We start from the raw sequence: 17,133 nt of genomic DNA, 5'->3' as shown, positions 1-17,133 counted from the left end.
TCGCTGGTGCGGCCTCTTACATTCCAAGCGCCCACACTTATCGGCTGTTATATTGTTAAAGAGCATACAACATGACCCAACGGTCATGAGGCTGACATAAATCTGCTTTACAGTAGATCTTGTTGCACTCAGCTCAACCCGGCTTGAAACCCGAAGGCTTACTACACCAGACTGACTTGACTGCGTTGCTGTGTCAGCAGCAGAGAAACGAGATTATGAAGCATTGGGCTTTGTTTGTCAAGAACTTTTTTAAAAGATTTTAAAACCGTTCTTTTTAAACCACCGGACCAATTTTATAAAACCAACTGAACCAGACCCACTACCTTCACGTTGCCCGCATCTAAACCTAAATCATTTAAACCCGGACTTCGTTTCTTTTCGCTGCTTGGCGTTTTGGGGTAAACCCTAGTGCTGTTGCTGCGAAAGAATGTAACTATAGCGGACCAAAGCCCGACTTGGCAAGCTTTTTCTTGCAATCTCTGTAGGTATTTTACACCAAATACCGCAAGCCATTGTTTTATTTAAGAATTGTTGCTTTTTCAAGTTTTGTGTTTTTATTGCAACAATGCAACATGGTCTGTTTTTTGCCGGTGCCCAGGGAATTATTCTGAAATGCTTTTTTCTTTATCCTGGCATTTATTACTTGATTAACACTATATGAGCTGCATATAGTGTGGCAGTCTATTTATTTTCTTATTTACCATCATATATGCCAGCAACTTCTTATTCCGGCCTAAACCAGGCATTCCGCAAGGGCTTTGTTTCGCAGTTACGCCCCAAAATGCTTTTTGCCATTATCTTGCCTTTTCTTGTAGCTCTACTGTCAGCTATTTTTTTATTGTCTTTTGCCTGGTCACCACTCGACAACTGGTTTTATGAAAGCGCTTCTTCATGGCGCTGGTTTCAGGCAGCATCCAGCCATTTATCCGGCTGGGGTTTTAATACCATGAGCGACTGGCTGGCCGGCCTGTTCTCTTTTATTGCTTTATGCGCCATTAGCGGCATTATCGGCCTTGCCTTTGCCTCTATTGTAATTATGCCTATGGCACTTAAACAGCTTAGCCAGTTTAATTATCCCGATCTGGAACGCAAAGGCATAAACGCGACAACCACCAGCATTACCAATGCTATTAAAGTGTCTTCTATTTTTATTATTGGCTGGCTGCTTACCCTGCCTTTGTGGTTTATACCCTTTATGCCTATTGTATTGTCGTTATTCTGGGGGGCTTACGCCTTTTCCCACATGAGCCGCCTTGACGCCATTGTTGAGCACGCGACACCCCAGGAACGCAGCTTCATCCTGAAAAAACACAATAAGGGCTTCTGGCTTATTGGCCTTATTTGCGCTGCCATTGCCCTTATCCCCCCGTTTTCCCTGATCATGCCTGTTTATTCCATTCTGGTTTGCACACACTATGGCCTGAATGCCTTACAGGAAACCCGAAAACAGAAATTACTTAGCGACTCCCAGACAACTACAGGTCAAGCCTGAAGAGATTTATCACCAAACATTACAATGCTGACGATCAAAAAGCCAAGCCAGCAACCACCTGTCCGGGACCGATTTCCCGGGCACGTGGCAAAAACCGGGTACCGATAAAAAAACAGCCCATAAAATTGAATACCGCATTCAACTTTATGGGCTGTTTTTTATACGGGAATTGTTAGCAATAACCCGCATTTCTGCCAATCAGGTACCTTCCCATTCGGGACCACCCACATCAATATCAAACAACGCCAACAAACGTGCAACGGTATGATCAACCATTTCATCAATGGTTTTGGGATGATGATAAAACGCTGGCAACGGAGGAAAGACAATACCGCCCATTTCCGTTACCTGAGTCATATTGCGCAAATGCGCCAGATTGAAAGGAGTTTCGCGAACGGCCAGCACCAGGCGTCTTCGTTCTTTCAGATGAACATCTGCCGCACGGGTAATCAGGTTATCTGACAAACCGTGCGCCACTGCTGCCAGCGTTCGCATTGAACAGGGTAAAACCAACATACCTGCCGTGGCAAAAGCACCACTGGCCAACACCGACCCGACATCCCTGAAGTTATAAACATGGTCTGCCAGATCGAAAACAGCTTGCCGATCCACATCCAGCTCATATTTAATATTCAACACCCCAGGCGGTGAAATGACCAAATGCGTTTCAACATCCGGGACTTCACGAACGCGCTCCAGCAGACGGGTCGCGTAAATCGAACCTGTTGCGCCAGTAATGCCAACAACCAGCCGGCGTTTAGTCATCCAGGGCGCCTGATTCTTGCAGAACCGTTTTCAGCTCGCCACTGGCATGCATTTCAGACATGATATCCGAGCCGCCAATGAACTCACCTTTAACATACAGCTGTGGAATGGTAGGCCAGCTGGAGTATTCTTTAATGCCATTACGAACCTCGGCATCTTCCAGCACGTTGACTGTTACCAGTTTTTTAACACCCAGCTCTCGCAAAACCTGAATTGCCTTGCCAGAAAAACCGCACTGTGGAAACTGGGCAGTTCCTTTCATGAAAAGAACCACGGTGTGTTCGGTTACGGTTTCGCGAATAAAATCCTGTACTTCACTCATTATATTTTCACCTAATCAACGTTTAAACAACTGTTCTACCCGAACAGATTAATACCCGAGTATTTTACTCTGAAATTACCCATTATTACGCTGGAAGCACCCATTGGCCACCAGAAATCCGTTCTATCCCCGATAAGTCTTTGCGACTGTCGACGTTAACGAACCCCGCCTTTCTTAACAACGCCCGGACATTTTCCGCCTGATCCCAGCCATGTTCAAGCCAAAGCCAGCCACCCGCATGTAAAAAACCGCCCGCACCGGCAATAATTATCCGGATAGCAGCTAATCCATCACTAAAATCAGTCAAGGCCTGCGGTGGCTCAAACCGTAGATCCCCCTGCTCCAGGTGATTGTCTGCAGAATGAATATAAGGAGGATTGGAAACAATAAGATCAAATTTGCCGGACGGTATTTGCGCATACCAGTCACTTTCAATAAGAACAAGCGGCACACCAAGATTATGGGCATTATCCCGGGCGACGGCCAGCGCTTGGGCACTATTGTCTGAAGCCATGACTTTTGCCTGCGGGCAATAATGGGCAATAGAAACCGCAATGGCACCGCTACCCGTTCCCATATCAAGTACGGTTGCATCTACCCTGTCTTTCACCAGATTAATCGCGGTTTCTACCAGTAGCTCTGTGTCGGGACGCGGGATCAGCACCGAAGGGTTTGTCTTGAAAACCAGGCCCATAAACTCACGCTGGCCCAGTATATATGCCATAGGTTCACCGGAAAGCCGGCGTTTGCACATAGCCTGGATTTGCAACAAACGGTCCGCAGGAATAGTATCAGTATCATGCGCAATCATCCAGGCACGGGACACATTTAATACATGCCCCACAATCATTCTGGCTTCAAGCAATGGCAAACCAGACTGGGCAATTGCCGAACGAACCGTATCCATTAACGCCTGCACTTAAACATTAATGATCACCCAGTTGTGCCAGCAACTCTGCCTGACGCTCGGCAATCAGGGCGCCGGTAAGCTCATCCAAAGAGCCATCCATGATCTGCTGTAGTTTATATAAGGTTAAATTAATACGGTGATCGGTTACCCGACCCTGCGGATAATTATAGGTACGGATGCGCTCTGAACGGTCTCCGGTTCCCACCAGGCTCTTGCGCTCGGCCGATTCTTTGGCTTGTTGTTCCTGACGCTGGATATCATTAATGCGGGCGGCCAGCACACTTAAAGCCCTGGCCTTGTTCTTGTGTTGTGAGCGGTCATCCTGACACTCAGCCACAATACCGGTTGGAATATGCGTAACACGGACGGCAGAATCAGTCTTGTTAATATGCTGGCCACCCGCACCACTGGCCCGGAAAGTATCAATACGCAAATCAGCTGGATTCAAGGCCACTTCGGCCAGCTCATCGGCCTCGGGAAGAATGGCTACCGTGCAGGCAGATGTATGCACCCTGCCCTGCGATTCGGTCTCGGGAACACGTTGCACACGATGCGCGCCCGATTCATATTTCAGGCGTCCGTAAACCCCATCACCATCGATGCGGGCAATAATCTCCCGGTATCCACCCACCTCTGAAGGATTCTCGGACATGACCTCTACTTTCCAGCCATTTTCTTCGGCATAGCGACTGTACATCCGGAACAGGTCTCCGGTAAAAATGGCACTTTCATCACCGCCGGTACCTGCCCGAATTTCAAGAAAAACACCCCGGCCATCATCAGGATCTTTGGGCAACAATTCCAATTGCAGGGCCTCTTCAAGCGCTGCAATCCTGTCTTTTGCTGCCTTCATTTCCTCTTCGCCCATCTCTTTCAATTCCGGGTCTGACATCATTTCCATGGCGGTTTCCAGGTCAGCCTCGGTTGACTCATAGCTTTTGAACAACTCAACAACTGGATCAATTTCAGCACGCTCACGGGACAGCTTACGGAACCGGTCCATATCATTGGCAATTTCCGGTTCAGCCAACAGGGCATCTACTTCTATTAAACGTTGGGACAGCTGTTCCAGACGGGAACGCATGGACTGTTTCATAAATAACTCGAAATGGGAAAGAAAGGAAAAAATGGACGGAACAATAGCGCTATGGCAATAAATGCAACAGCGCTAATGTTCGTTTTTTTGAACAGGAAACAATTTAGGCAAACAGCCCAGAAGCTGTTCGCGTTCGGCACCCTGTGAACGGTTTAAGGCAACCATGGGTGCATGAAGGATTTTTTGAGTAAGACTACGGGCAAACTGCTCAAGAACCGCTTCGGGATCTTCACCTTTTGCCAGCATTTTACGGGCACGATCAAGCTCTGCCGCACTGATTTGATTGACACCTTCATTAAGGTCGCGAATAACCGGCACAACAGCGCGGGATTGCATCCAGTGCATGAAATTTTGCACGCGGCCGTCAATAATGGCTTCTGCCTGTACCACTGCGGCCTGACGGGAATCATTACCCTGCTGCACATAACGGCCAAGATCATCGACCGTATACAGATAGATATCATTAAGCTGGCCCACTTCGGATTCGATATCCCGGGGCACGGCAAGATCTACCATGACCATGGGGGTATGACGACGGGCCTTTGACGCTTTTTGCACCATTCCCAGACCCAATATGGGCAGGGAACTGGCCGTACAGGAAACCACGATATCGAATTCAGCCAGGCGATTGGGTAAATCGGCCAGCTTCATGGTGCTGCCATCAAACTTGCAGGCCAGGCTTTCTGCCCGCTCAAGGGTACGATTGGCCACAACCATTGATTTTGGATGTTGCGCCGCAAAGTGAGCCGAACAAAGCTCTATCATTTCACCGGCCCCAATGAACAGGACCTTGGTATTGGAAATATCGCCAAATACCCTTTGCGCCAGACGGACTGCCGCAGCGGCCATGGAAACGGACTCTGAGCCAATGGCGGTTTGGGTACGAACCTCTTTGGCAACCGAAAAGGTTTTCTGGAACAACTGGTTTAGCAGGGTTCCCATTGCGCCGGCATCGCTGGCCGCACGCACGGCGGTTTTCATTTGCCCCAGGATTTGGGTTTCACCCAATACCATGGAGTCTAGCCCGCTAGCCACACGAAATGCATGACGAACCGCCTGGTCTTTATTGTATTGATACAGATGCGGTTTCAGGATGCCTGTTTCAAGGGTGTTGAAATCTGCCAGCCAACGCGGTACGTGCTCGGCTATTTCTGGCGAAGCGGCACAATAAATTTCTGTCCGGTTACAGGTAGAAAGAATGGTGGCTTCTTTCAGTGAGCCACCAAAAGCCGAACGCAGGCCGTCCAGTGCCGGGCGAATAAGCTCGCCGGACATAGACACGCGTTCACGCACCGAAACCGGTGCGGAATGATGATTCAGGCCAAAAGTAAGGACATCAAGTGACATATGGTATATAAGTCAATTAAGAAAGAATTGTGTCTATTATAATGCCGAGCCAGCTATTTTGTTATATCTGTATGATTTTTGACAACTTTTTAAGCACTATCATGCCAGTCCTTGATAAAAATCATGATGAAAACACCCTTTTTTATGATTCGGGCACTAAACCGGGGGTTAATTCCAGAAAACGGGCATATAAATACCAACACAAAAGCAAAATGATGCACATTCACAACAAAAAACACTTTTAAATCACTTTTCAGTTGGTTTTTTACCTCATGGCTTTACAGAAATAGAAATGATGGTGTAATATTTAAATCTTTCACGGCCAGGTAGCTCAGTCGGTAGAGCAGAGGATTGAAAATCCTTGTGTCGGCAGTTCGATTCTGCCCCAGGCCACCAGAAATTCCCAAAAACGCCAACTTGTATAAGTTGGCGTTTTTGCTTTATGGTAACAAATTTCTGTCATAACAAAAAATGCACCATATTTTTTGTTATGAGCCTGTTGCCAGCCCCCCTTCCAGGCAAACCTTTCAGCCTGCCGCATCAAGCCAAAGTCCATCCTGTCATCGCAAACCCCGGCAATCTGCCCAATACTGGCGATGCTTCGCAAGGTATATTATTATTTCGCTTTGATTTAAGGATATTTCATGCAAATCCCTATTAACACCTTCAAGCAGGCACTGCGTCAGGGCAAGCCTCAAATCGGGCTTTGGCTTGGCTTGGCCGACCCCTATGCCGCCGAGGCCCTGGCGGGCACCGGATTTGACTGGCTGCTAATTGATGGCGAACACGCGCCAAACGATCTGCGCCAAACCCTGGCCCACCAGTATCTTGAGCTGGGTGCCCGCTTTGTCGCAGTAGGTGTGGATACAAGCTTGCTAGTAAACGCAGCAACCAAACTGGCCCGCGCATTCAAGCCTGAAGCGGCCAGCAGAAAAACAGGCACACGCAGTAGCGTATATTAACTTCCCCAAACAACTCACAAGCCCGAAACGGGGCTTGACTGTTTACCCGCCCAATCGAGTATTTTTACAAAGCCGGAGATTCGTATTATTGTTACTCCGGCTTTTCAGGCAATAGCCCCACCAACCATCAATAAATGGCAGGCACGATCATTTCTGCTGGCGTCGGGTTGCGAATATAGTCAGGGTGATGCTCCCGCGCGGGTAGCTCAATGGGCTCGCGGGCTACTTCACCATACGGAATTTGCGACAGCAAATGTGAAATGCAATTCAGGCGAGCCCGTTTCTTGTCTACCCCCTCAACCACCCACCATGGTGCCTCGGGAATATGCGTGCGCTCCATCATTTCTTCCTTAGCCTTGGTATAAGCCTCCCAGCGACGACGTGACTCCAGATCCATGGGAGACAGTTTCCATTGCTTCAGTGGGTCATGCATGCGCATCAGGAAGCGGCGGTATTGTTCATCATCACTAATCGAGAACCAGTACTTGATCAAGACAATGCCGCTACGCACCAGCATTTTTTCGAATTCGGTTACATCACGGAAAAACTGTTCAAGCTCTTCATCGGTACAGAAACCCATAACCCGCTCAACCCCTGCGCGGTTATACCAGCTACGGTCAAACAGGACGATTTCACCACCGGCAGGAAGATGGGAAACATAGCGCTGGAAATACCATTGAGTCTGTTCACGGTCACTGGGTGCAGGCAAGGCCGCTACCCGACAAACACGGGGGTTAAGACGCTGCGTAATGCGTTTGATGGCGCCCCCTTTACCAGCAGCGTCACGCCCTTCAAAAATAACCACCACCTTAAGCTTTTGGGCAACCACCCAATCCTGCAGCTTGATCAACTCACCCTGCAAACGCAACAGTTCACGGAAATAAAGCCTCCGGTCCATGCCATCGCCTGTTGGCATTTCACCCAACACATCATCCAGGCGATTATCATCCATTTCCATTTCCAGCTCTTCATCAAAACTGTCTATCATGTCTGCATAAAGACGCTGGGTGTGTTCAGATAAATTTTCCGTCATAAGAAAACAACTCCTTAAATAATTATTGAAATTTATAGCTTTTATATGACGCGTATATGACTGGGAAATCATCCGCGCGGGCAAGCCGGCACCGCTCCTCACATGAATGTGTGATTAACTCATTCTACCGCTTACAGGATTTAATGAAAGTGGCGCTGATACCAATTGCACGGGCACCAGCCATACGCATAAAAGAATGTCTGCCTTACTTACTCTTATATAAGACTAATGAAGTCAGGAATGGTTTCAAAAATGCGGGATTCCCGACAGGAACGACAATCCAATTGCTGAAAAAACACAAAATACCACAATAAAAACAATTCTCATTTACAAGCAAAAAATTTTCAGGGAGAATGATTCCCATTCTGTTTTATATGACTGAAGGAAACTGCCTCCAGTTTGCTTGTGGTGTTTTTTACCACTTATATTTACCTCTTACCCTACACAATATAAGGATACTTTAATGAAGCCCCAGTTACACAAAACAAAATGGCTCACCCTGTTGCAGGCGGCGATGGCCATCACGTTTGCCACGGCTACCGGGCATGCTATGGCACAAGATGCACAAATAAAGGTGCAACATGCCAAAGGCGAGGCCACCGTCAAGGCCCAACCCGCTAAAACAGCCGTTTTTGATTTGCCAACCCTGGATAACATGCAAGTACTGGACATTCAGGCTAGTGCAGTGGCCAATTCGCGCTTTCCCGAATTTCTTGCTGTTTATAACGAAGAAAGTATCCCCAGGGTAGGTACCCTGTTTGAACCCGATCATCAGGCGCTTGGCAACGTTGCCCCGGACTTGATTTTTGTTGGCGGCCGCTCCAGCGCCAAATTTGATGACGTGCTTAAAATTGCCCCAACCCTGGACATGAGTATTGATACGAAAGCACCCCTGGAAAGCATCGAACGCAACGTGAACACTTTGGGCAAGCTCTTTGACAAGGAAGCACAGGCCACCGAAGCCCTGGATAAGCTGAATACATCCATCGATGCCTTGAAAGCCAAATCAGCCAAAGCCGGCAATGCCATGATGATTCTGTCAATCGGTGACAAAGCCAGCGCTTTTGGGCCTGGCTCCCGCTTTGGCATGATTTATGACATATTTGGCTTTACGCCCAATGCCGCTGTCAAAGACCTTTCCACCACAGACCGCCACCCCTTCAAGCTGGAAGATATTGCCAAAGCCGATCCCGACTGGCTGTTTGTGATTGATCGCCACGCAGCCACTGGCAGCAACACAGACAAACCATCCAGCAAGGAAGTACTGGAAAAATCCATTATTGGACAAACCCGTGCAGCCAAGAACAATCAGATTGTTTATGTAGACCCGTACAACTGGTACATTCTGGGTAGCGCAGGCCTGACATCCATGCAACAGAATATTGATCAGATTTCTGCCGCATTGGATGCAAAAAAATAAAGCCAGGCTTTAAAATTTGGAATTGCCTCCAAAACCCTGAAACAAACAGGTGTTACGGAGGCAATTTCCCGGGGGCTGCCAAGCCCCACAAAAAACAGTTACGCGAATAACCGTCAGGCGCACCCCTTCGCACCTTCCCGGATCTCTTCCTCGCTCACATCCCGCATATGCGTTGCCATAGACCAGTTATGCCCAAACGGGTCTTTAATGACACCATAACGGTCTCCCCAAAAAGTGTCATCCATGTGCATAACAGAGGTTGCCCCGGCAGCAATGGCCTGCTCATACATCGCATCGGCATTGTCCACATATAAATGTACCGTCATCGGTGAGCCGCCCAATGCAACCGGGCCCAGTGCCCCCCATTGTTTGTTCTCGTCCATGAGCATGACGACCGAATCACCAATACGGATCTCGGCATGCATCAACTTACCGTCCGGTCCGGCCAGGCGGGATATTTCTTTTGCATTAAAGGCTTTTGTATAAAATTCGATGGCCTTGCCAGCACCGGCACACACCAAATGGGGTGTTACCGTGTTCATGCCCGAAGGCACTGACCTGACTTTATGTTCGTTATCGGGATCCAGATCAAACAAAGCCTTCATAGACATCATATCGAACGGTGCAGAAAAGTGCTCATGTTCAATTAACCATTGTCCACCCACTTTCTTATAGCCGGTTGTCATTCTCATCCAGGCGACATTCTGCTGGCCGCTTTCATCCTTTTCACCGCAACGAATCAAACAATACATCAGCGCCAGCTCTCCGCTCACGGAAATATGCGCCTCGGCAGGCTCAAATACCATGTCATTGGTGCACATTTCAAGGCATAATTGCCAATGCTTGCCATAAGCCTCTTTTCCATTGAAACGCAACTGCAGGACCGCATCATAAGCAACGACATCAGGCGTATAGTTTGCCATGATTTGCTCAACATCCCTTGTTTGTATTGCATCCTGCCAGCGCTGTATAGCCTGTTTGACCTCTGCCTTTCCTGCCGTGTTTGCATTTGCAGCACTCATCATCCTGCTCCTTTTTGCAAAAAAATAGCAAGGCTACTGAAACAAAAAACCAAATCCGTCCGTTAAGCCGTTATGGGGTCTTAACTGACATGACTGCCTCAAGAGCCCTGCCAAAATAACACTACTGTTTAATCACATGCCAAACATTCTGGACATCATCTCCTGCCATGTCCCCCTGTTTCATGTCTCTTTTATACAGATACAATGGCTGTCCCTTGTAAGCCCATTGGCTGCTTGCATCATCGCGCATGATTATGCTGTAATCTCCTTCCGCATTGCTATCGGGGGCAGCCAAAAGCGGTGGCCAATTCTCGGCACAGCGGTCATTACATACGCTTTTACCGTCCATGCCCCTGTCTTTATCGTAAGTATATAAAGTCATGCCATCCACATTAACCAATACCTCATTCATTGCTTTTACCGGTGGACCGGCTGCACGGGCACTATCACTCATGAAGCCACACCCCAGACTGGCGAAAGCCAGAATAAGTAATGTTTTCCTCATTTTGCACCTCCCTGAAAAAATAAACCCTGATCTGCATTGCTACCGACCAGCAATTACAGAATACTCCTAAACATATGAAAACAAAGAGATATTTCAAACGAACAGATTACTTTTTGTTTCCTGATCGGGTTTTTGGGGGCAAAAGAAAAAACCATTCATTTTTTGATTCATAAAATAAAAAGTTGCAACAAATAATGATACGTTATAACATTTCAATAACTTTTCAGAAATAGCAGTCATTCTCGTTCCTTATCATGTTTCCCATCCGACCATTCGCACCCCTGTGCGCCCTTGTCCTGTTCCAACAAACCGCACTGGCACAAACCGCCACTTCCACCAACACGCAAACTGTCACGCTTGATACGATTGTTATCAGCGCCAGCAGTACCGAACACAGCCTGCGTCATGCTCCTGCTTCCATTTCCGTTATTACGGCAGATGATTTAAAAGACCGCCCGGTCAGCAATCTTGCCGATGCCATGCGTGACGTTCCTGGCGTTACCATTACCGGCATTGGCATGAACCGTAAAGGTGTCAGTTTCAGGGGGATGGACAGCAAATACTCTCTCGTACTGGTCAATGGCCGCCGTATCACCCCTTCCATTAATGCGATTGCCCACTCCAACCTGGACCTGAACTGGATTCCCGCCAGCCAGGTCGAACGCATCGAAGTCATTCGTGGCCCCATGTCTTCCCTGTATGGTTCAGAAGCCCTGGGCGGTACCATTAACATCATTACCCAAAAACCTGAAAACGCCTGGAGCGGTGAAATCTCCTCTTATTTCAGCAACGGCATCAGTGATCCGTCCGGTAACAGTTATATATTCAGCGCGTCTACCGGTGGCGCACTTATTCAGGACAAACTGTTCCTTAATATGTACGGTGAGAAAAAATACCAGGGTGAAGTACTCATGCCCTCTACAGCCAATGGCTTGTTCCCCTCATACCTTGAAGGCCTGCGCTCGCATCAGGCCGGTCTTGGCTTAAGATGGGTCATCACGCCTGGCCATGAACTTACGTTTGACCATTTAGACGGACATGAAGACAATATACGTCACGCTATTGCAACCAAAACCATTCGCCAACCCGGCAAGCCCCCGGTAAGCTCACAACACGAATACGCAAGCTACGACGATATCCGGCGCAGGCAAACCTCCCTTGGCTATCAGGGCGAAGGGTCGTGGGGAAAAATGCAGGCCAATCTTTATAACTCCGATCTTGAGCGTACCAACACCCGCAATGACACAAATAATGAAGACATCCAGAAACTGACGGAAACCATTGCCGATTTACGGGTTAACATTCCGCTGGCACAACGTCACCTGCTGACTGCGGGTACAGAATGGCGCAAAGAAAAACTTGAAGATGACGGTTTCACCGGTTCAGGCAAAACATCGTTAATCCACACCGCCCTGTTTCTTCAGGATGAAATCGCCATTACACCCGACTGGTCTGTCATTATTGGCGACCGTCTTGATCGCCATGAAAAATTTGGTTCCCATCATAGTCCGCGTTTGTACACGGTATACGACCTGAGTGAGCAATTTACCCTTAAAGGCGGTATTGGCAGGGGCTTCAAGGCACCTACCCTGAAACAGCTGTCGTCCGATTATACCGGTAGCGGCAGGGGCGGTTTTTTTACCGTACACGGCAACCCTGACCTGGCCCCGGAAACCAGCACCAATATAGAGTTTTCAGCCATTTACGAAACCGACCGCCTTTTCCTTGAAGGCACCATCTACCGTAATAAAGTCAAAAACAAGATTGCCTATACCTGCACCAACTATTGCGGCCAGCGCGGCCTGGAGCTGGGCACCTACCATAATATTGAACGTGCCCGCTACAATGGGACCGAACTGGGTGCCAGCTATGCATTAACAGACCGTTTAAAATTAAAAATAAGCTACAACTACCTGAATGCCCGTGATCATGAAGACAGGCACCTGACCCTGACTCCCCGTCACTCTGGCTCGGCAGGCCTGAGCTGGACCCCTACAGAGCAGCTTACACTAGGCGCCCATATGCAATACATCGGTACCCAATACATGGATGCCGGCAACAACACCAACAAACAGAAAGCATCCCGGGTTTATTCCCTGCAGGCAGGCTATCAGCTTAATAAACACTTGCGGGTTTCCGCAGGTATTGAAAACCTGAGCAATGAAAAATTCATTGATGAAGATACCGTCAATACCTATGCCGAACCTGGCCGTCGCCTTAACCTTGGTTTAACACTGTCATTCTGATGAAAACAACAGCACTGAAACACCTGCTCCTGTCCGCCTGGGCAGGTATCTTCCTGTTTTTTGCCACGCTGGCAAACGCACAGCAAAACAGCCAGATCCTGATATTAACAACGCAATTCAATCATGCTTCCCAATACACCAGAATGAATGAATTTGCCCGTCAGGCCAAACTCGAACTGTCATACATTTATGCAGATACCACTCCTGCCCCTCAACTGGAGCAGGCCATCGGCCAGGCCAGTCTGGTTCTGATTGACAGCCCCCGCCAGCCAGACTGGCAAATCATCCAGAAGAAAGCACTGCCCTATCTTGAAGCCGGCATAACCCCCTGGCTGCAAGCCAGCGGCCCGGCCCGCACTCATGCAGGCATACCCGGCAAAACAGTGGATACGATCCGGCAATATTATGATAATGGCACGGCGCAAAACTGGTCTGCCATGTTCAGATACCTGCATGCCTTCCTGCACCAGGAAGCCACCGCACACATACCGGCCCCCGTTATCTTCGGCAAAACCGGTTTTTATCATGCGCAAGATGCCCGCCTGTCCAACTCATTGCAAGACTATGAACAACATGAAAACAGGCAATCGCATTTCAGCAATACCAGCATTGGTTTCATGGCAAGCAAAGGTACGTTCAGCGCCCAGCAAACCGAAGTGATTGATTACATGGTGCAGTCGGCAGAACGCATGGGAATCCGCCCTCTGGTTTTCTGGATGGAAAACCTGTCCGGCGAAGAAAAAGAAGCGTTTCTGAAAAGCCTGCCCATCCACGCCCTGGTAAACATGACCCATATACAGGGAGCCGACAATACCCGTCTTTTTGAAAGTCTAAACATCCCCGTTATCCAGAGCTTCAGCTATCGTGTAAACGAACCCGGCAAAGGCTGGGAGCAGGCAGCCTCCGGCATTAACCTGAATCAGGTCGCCGTATTTCTTGCCCTGCCGGAAACCTGGGGTCTGATTGAACCCACTGTCATCAGTGAAAAACGCAGCGACACCATTGTGCCGCTGAACGATCAGATAGACCAGTTGCTGATGCGCCTGCGCAAACTGGCTGCCCTGCAACACCTGCCCAATCAAGATAAAAAAGTGGCCCTGATGGTGTGGAACCATCCCGATAATGACAAAAGCATTGCGGCGACCGGCATGAATATCCCGAAAAGCCTGATCTCGCTGATTCCTGCCATGCAACAGGCAGGCTACCGCTTTGAGACGATAGAAGATGAGCAAACCCTGATAGAACAGTTACAGCGTTTACTCAAAGCACAGCACCAGCCTGCCTTGCGGCCTGAATTGCTGAAAGCGGGCATGGCCGACACCCTGTCGGTTGGCCTGTACTATCATTGGCTGAACAGCCAGCCCAAAGCCACGGCAGACAAAATACGGGCGGAGACTGGCAGCCCCTATGACTCCAGCGATATTTACCAGGTAAATGGCGAACCCGTATTCATTATTCCACGCCTGCTTACCGGTAATCTGGCTATTTTGCCGCAACCCCGCCGTGGCAGCGGCTCGGCCCACGATTATCACGACAAGCATCTGGTGCCCTCCCATCAGTATCTGGCCACTTACCTGTATTTATCGCATGAATACCAGGCTGATGCGCTTATCCATTTTGGCACACATGGTTCACAGGAATGGCTGCCGGGCAAGGATCGCGGTTTATCCGCCTTTGATTTCCCGCACTTGGTGCTGAATGACCTGCCCGTATTCTATCCGTATATCCAGGATAATATTGGTGAAGCGATCCAGGCCAAACGGCGGGGCCGGGCCACGGTTATCAGCCATCATACCCCCGCATTTTCTCCTTCCGGCCTGCATGATGAACTGAAAGAGCTGCATGATTTAATGCACGAATATGAACAGCTGGAAGACGGCCCTATCCGTGATAAAACCATGCAAGCCATCACGGCGGCCGTCATTCAGCAGCATCTGAACAAAGATCTTAACCTGACTGAAGCCGCCATCCGTGAAGATTTCACGGCATTTTTCAGTGTGCTGCACCATCATCTGCACCAGCTGGCGGCACGCTCGGTTCCCCTGGGCCTGCATGCCTTTGGCCTGAACCCGGAAGCGGACACCCTTACCCTGACCGTCCTGCAGCAATTGGGCAAACCCTGGTTTGACAGCCTCAAGCTTGACCATGCCGAAACCATGGCCCGGGATAACGAAAAAATCAGGCAATCACCCGCCTATCAATTACTGCACGAACATTTGTTTAAGCCTGAAACAGAACAACCTCACTGGCAGGCCCTGTCACAGGCAGAACAGGAACAATATCTCCCCATCCTGGCGCAGGCCACACGCTATGCCGCCAATTTGCAGGCAAGCAATGAAACCGCCGCCTTGATTAAAGCCATAAACGGGCGCTTTACCAGCCCGGGTACCGGTGGTGACTCCATACGCGACCCAGAAATCACCAGCGGCAAAAACATGTACGCCTTTGATGCCTCCAAAATCCCGTCAAAATCGGCATGGGAAGCCGCCGAAGCGGCACTGGATAAGTTGCTGGCCTTATACCGCCAGCAAAACAACGGCGATTTGCCCACCAAAATGGCCTTCAGCCTGTGGTCTTCCGATGCCATCCGCACCTTGGGCGGCATGGAGGCCCAAGTAGTACATGCACTGGGTCTGCAACCGGTATGGCTGACCAACGGCTCCCTCAGCCATTTTGACATTATTCCGGCCGCGCAATTGAAACGTCCCCGCATTGATGCCGTCATTCAGGTAACCGGTACCTATCGTGACCAGTTTGACAGCTTCATCCGCAAACTGTCTGAAGCCATTGAAAAACTGGCGCAACTGGACGAACCCGACAACCCCATTTACCACAATACCCAAAGCATTTACCAGAAATTGCTGCAACAGGGCATAAACCAGGAAGAGGCCATGATCTATGCCAGCAGCCGTGTTTTTGGCAATGAGCCCGGGCAATATGGCACTGGCCTGACGCATCGCGTTTTGCAAAACAGCAGCTGGGAACATGAAACAGAACTGGCCGAACAGTTTCTGAATACCCAGGGCTATATATTCAGTCACCGCCTGTGGGGGCAAAAAGCCAACAGTCAACAGCCTGTATTCAGCCTGCAGCTGGAAAACACCCAGGCTGCCGCCTTTTCCCGCTCATCCAATCTGCACGGCATGCTTTCAACCGACCACCCCTTTGAATTTCTGGGCGGCCTGTCTGTTGCCATTCGCAGCCTTAACGGGCAAAGCCCTACCCTGCTGGTCAGTGACCAGCGTGGTAAAACCGCCAGTGCCCAAAGCAGCGCCTCTTTCATTGCCGAGGAAATACGCAGCCGTTATACCAACCGGCACTGGATTAACCATATGCAGCAGGAAAACTATGCTGGCACACTTGAAATTGAACAAACCATCAATAATATGTGGGGCTGGCAGGTGATGGACCCGCAAAGTATCCGTGATGACCAATGGCAGCATATGCACGATGTTTATGTACAGGACAGCCTGGACATGAATATGAACCAATGGTTTGAACAGCACAACCCCAATGCCCAGGCCCAGCTGATTGAGCGCATGGCCGAAGCCATTCGCAAAGATTACTGGCAAGCCGATGCGACAACCCAACAATCCCTGAAACAGCGCTGGCAGCAATTGCATGAAACATATGAGCTAAGCCAAAACCCCATCACAGCTGAATTCATCAACAGCCAGCTGGGCGGTTATGGACTGGCAGCGCAAGCCGGCGCAACACCCGCTGCCCAAGAGCCGGCTGCGCAAAACAAGCCTGACATTGAACTGAATGAAAACAGCGCAAACAGCAGCCAGACCATTAGCGGCAAAGTCATGAAGAAAATTGAGCAAAGCCCGCCCGATGAGCAAGATATGATTTTTGCCATTGGTCTTTCATTCATTTTTGCCTGCCTGTTCGCAGGAGCGTTACTGCAACACCGGCGCAACCAGAAAACGGCTGCCATTAACCGTCAACCTGATTAATGGCCATTTATTTTATATATAAACCAATTTACCAACCGCATTACCTTTTTTAAT

12 protein-coding genes, 1 tRNA gene and 2 pseudogenes are annotated in these 17,133 nt (G+C 49.2%); 6 read left to right on the top strand and 9 right to left on the bottom strand.

Features of this window, described 5'->3' with window-relative positions; translation table 11 throughout:
* Positions 1-709 precede the first annotated feature (709 nt).
* Positions 710-1,492 carry an EI24 domain-containing protein gene (locus JHL22_RS12150; protein ID WP_200237832.1) on the top strand — a complete coding sequence of 261 codons (783 nt, stop codon included), beginning with the start codon at positions 710-712 and terminating at the stop codon, positions 1,490-1,492.
* Positions 1,493-1,690: 198 nt separating this feature from the next.
* On the opposite strand, the gene JHL22_RS12145 is transcribed toward JHL22_RS12150, so the two are convergent.
* The 5 genes from JHL22_RS12145 to hemA all read right to left on the bottom strand — a co-directional run bounded on the left by JHL22_RS12145 (position 1,691) and on the right by hemA (position 5,932).
* Complete coding sequence (locus JHL22_RS12145; RefSeq protein WP_200237830.1) at positions 1,691-2,257, bottom strand: UbiX family flavin prenyltransferase; 567 nt, start codon at positions 2,255-2,257, stop codon at positions 1,691-1,693.
* Complete coding sequence (gene grxD / locus JHL22_RS12140; protein WP_200237827.1) at positions 2,250-2,579, bottom strand: Grx4 family monothiol glutaredoxin; 330 nt, start codon at positions 2,577-2,579, stop codon at positions 2,250-2,252. The genes JHL22_RS12145 and grxD overlap by 8 nt, the downstream gene beginning before the upstream one ends.
* 85 nt (positions 2,580-2,664) lie before the next feature.
* Positions 2,665-3,486, bottom strand: coding sequence for a peptide chain release factor N(5)-glutamine methyltransferase (prmC, locus tag JHL22_RS12135; protein WP_200237825.1), 822 nt, complete (start codon positions 3,484-3,486; stop codon positions 2,665-2,667).
* A gap of 19 nt (positions 3,487-3,505) precedes the next feature.
* Positions 3,506-4,585: a peptide chain release factor 1 gene (gene prfA / locus JHL22_RS12130; protein WP_200237822.1), complete on the bottom strand. Its 1,080-nt coding sequence runs from the start codon at positions 4,583-4,585 to the stop codon at positions 3,506-3,508.
* A 72-nt stretch (positions 4,586-4,657) separates the two neighbouring features.
* A complete protein-coding gene (gene hemA, locus JHL22_RS12125) occupies positions 4,658-5,932 on the bottom strand; it encodes a glutamyl-tRNA reductase (protein ID WP_200237820.1) in 1,275 nt (424 codons plus the stop codon).
* Between the two features lie 320 nt (positions 5,933-6,252).
* On the opposite strand from hemA, the gene JHL22_RS12120 reads away from it, so the two are divergent.
* Both JHL22_RS12120 and JHL22_RS12115 read left to right on the top strand, forming a co-directional pair.
* Positions 6,253-6,328 (top strand) — tRNA-Phe (locus tag JHL22_RS12120).
* Between the two features lie 248 nt (positions 6,329-6,576).
* Positions 6,577-6,750: pseudogene (locus JHL22_RS12115) on the top strand (aldolase/citrate lyase family protein); the annotation flags it as partial.
* A gap of 271 nt (positions 6,751-7,021) precedes the next feature.
* Here the strand turns inward: JHL22_RS12115 and ppk2 are convergent.
* The gene (ppk2, locus tag JHL22_RS12110) at positions 7,022-7,927 is read right to left on the bottom strand and encodes a polyphosphate kinase 2 (protein ID WP_200237814.1); all 906 of its coding nucleotides are present in this window, start codon (positions 7,925-7,927) and stop codon (positions 7,022-7,024) included.
* Between the two features lie 463 nt (positions 7,928-8,390).
* Here ppk2 and JHL22_RS12105 point away from each other — a divergent pair, with 463 nt between their 5' ends.
* The gene (locus tag JHL22_RS12105) at positions 8,391-9,347 is read left to right on the top strand and encodes a siderophore ABC transporter substrate-binding protein (RefSeq protein WP_200237812.1); all 957 of its coding nucleotides are present in this window, start codon (positions 8,391-8,393) and stop codon (positions 9,345-9,347) included.
* 113 nt (positions 9,348-9,460) lie between these two features.
* Here JHL22_RS12105 and JHL22_RS12100 read toward each other — a convergent pair whose 3' ends face one another.
* The 3 genes and pseudogenes from JHL22_RS12100 to JHL22_RS12090 all read right to left on the bottom strand — a co-directional run bounded on the left by JHL22_RS12100 (position 9,461) and on the right by JHL22_RS12090 (position 10,874).
* Entirely contained in the window at positions 9,461-9,889 is a 429-nt protein-coding gene (locus JHL22_RS12100; protein ID WP_200237862.1) for a VOC family protein, read from the bottom strand.
* Positions 9,890-9,976: 87 nt separating this feature from the next.
* Positions 9,977-10,369, bottom strand: a pseudogene (locus JHL22_RS16110) (YybH family protein); the annotation flags it as partial.
* 121 nt (positions 10,370-10,490) lie between these two features.
* Positions 10,491-10,874 carry a COG4315 family predicted lipoprotein gene (locus JHL22_RS12090; RefSeq protein ID WP_200237809.1) on the bottom strand — a complete coding sequence of 128 codons (384 nt, stop codon included), beginning with the start codon at positions 10,872-10,874 and terminating at the stop codon, positions 10,491-10,493.
* Positions 10,875-11,128: 254 nt separating this feature from the next.
* On the opposite strand from JHL22_RS12090, the gene JHL22_RS12085 reads away from it, so the two are divergent.
* Positions 11,129-13,120, top strand: coding sequence for a TonB-dependent receptor domain-containing protein (locus JHL22_RS12085; protein WP_200237807.1), 1,992 nt, complete (start codon positions 11,129-11,131; stop codon positions 13,118-13,120).
* On the top strand, positions 13,120-17,079 hold the full coding sequence (gene cobN, locus JHL22_RS12080) for a cobaltochelatase subunit CobN (RefSeq protein ID WP_200237804.1): 3,960 nt from the start codon (positions 13,120-13,122) through the stop codon (positions 17,077-17,079). Before JHL22_RS12085 ends, cobN begins: the two co-directional genes overlap by 1 nt.
* The last annotated feature ends 54 nt before the right edge of the window (positions 17,080-17,133 follow it).

The organism is Advenella mandrilli (assembly GCF_016595155.1).
Lineage (GTDB): Bacteria > Pseudomonadota > Gammaproteobacteria > Burkholderiales > Burkholderiaceae_B > Advenella > Advenella mandrilli.
The sequence above is the reverse complement of the archived record's forward strand: the minus strand, read 5'-3'. Positions and strand labels throughout refer to the sequence as shown.

Excerpts from the sequence above, each read along its gene's own strand:
- JHL22_RS12150 (WP_200237832.1), top strand. The coding sequence starts at position 710 with ATGCCAGCAACTTCTTATTCCGGCCTAAACCAGGCATTCCGCAAGGGC.
- JHL22_RS12145 (WP_200237830.1), bottom strand. The coding sequence starts at position 2,257 with ATGACTAAACGCCGGCTGGTTGTTGGCATTACTGGCGCAACAGGTTCG.
- grxD (WP_200237827.1), bottom strand. The coding sequence starts at position 2,579 with ATGAGTGAAGTACAGGATTTTATTCGCGAAACCGTAACCGAACACACC.
- prmC (WP_200237825.1), bottom strand. The coding sequence starts at position 3,486 with ATGGATACGGTTCGTTCGGCAATTGCCCAGTCTGGTTTGCCATTGCTT.
- prfA (WP_200237822.1), bottom strand. The coding sequence starts at position 4,585 with ATGAAACAGTCCATGCGTTCCCGTCTGGAACAGCTGTCCCAACGTTTA.
- hemA (WP_200237820.1), bottom strand. The coding sequence starts at position 5,932 with ATGTCACTTGATGTCCTTACTTTTGGCCTGAATCATCATTCCGCACCG.
- ppk2 (WP_200237814.1), bottom strand. The coding sequence starts at position 7,927 with ATGACGGAAAATTTATCTGAACACACCCAGCGTCTTTATGCAGACATG.
- JHL22_RS12105 (WP_200237812.1), top strand. The coding sequence starts at position 8,391 with ATGAAGCCCCAGTTACACAAAACAAAATGGCTCACCCTGTTGCAGGCG.
- JHL22_RS12100 (WP_200237862.1), bottom strand. The coding sequence starts at position 9,889 with ATGAACACGGTAACACCCCATTTGGTGTGTGCCGGTGCTGGCAAGGCC.
- JHL22_RS12090 (WP_200237809.1), bottom strand. The coding sequence starts at position 10,874 with ATGAGGAAAACATTACTTATTCTGGCTTTCGCCAGTCTGGGGTGTGGC.
- JHL22_RS12085 (WP_200237807.1), top strand. The coding sequence starts at position 11,129 with ATGTTTCCCATCCGACCATTCGCACCCCTGTGCGCCCTTGTCCTGTTC.
- cobN (WP_200237804.1), top strand. The coding sequence starts at position 13,120 with ATGAAAACAACAGCACTGAAACACCTGCTCCTGTCCGCCTGGGCAGGT.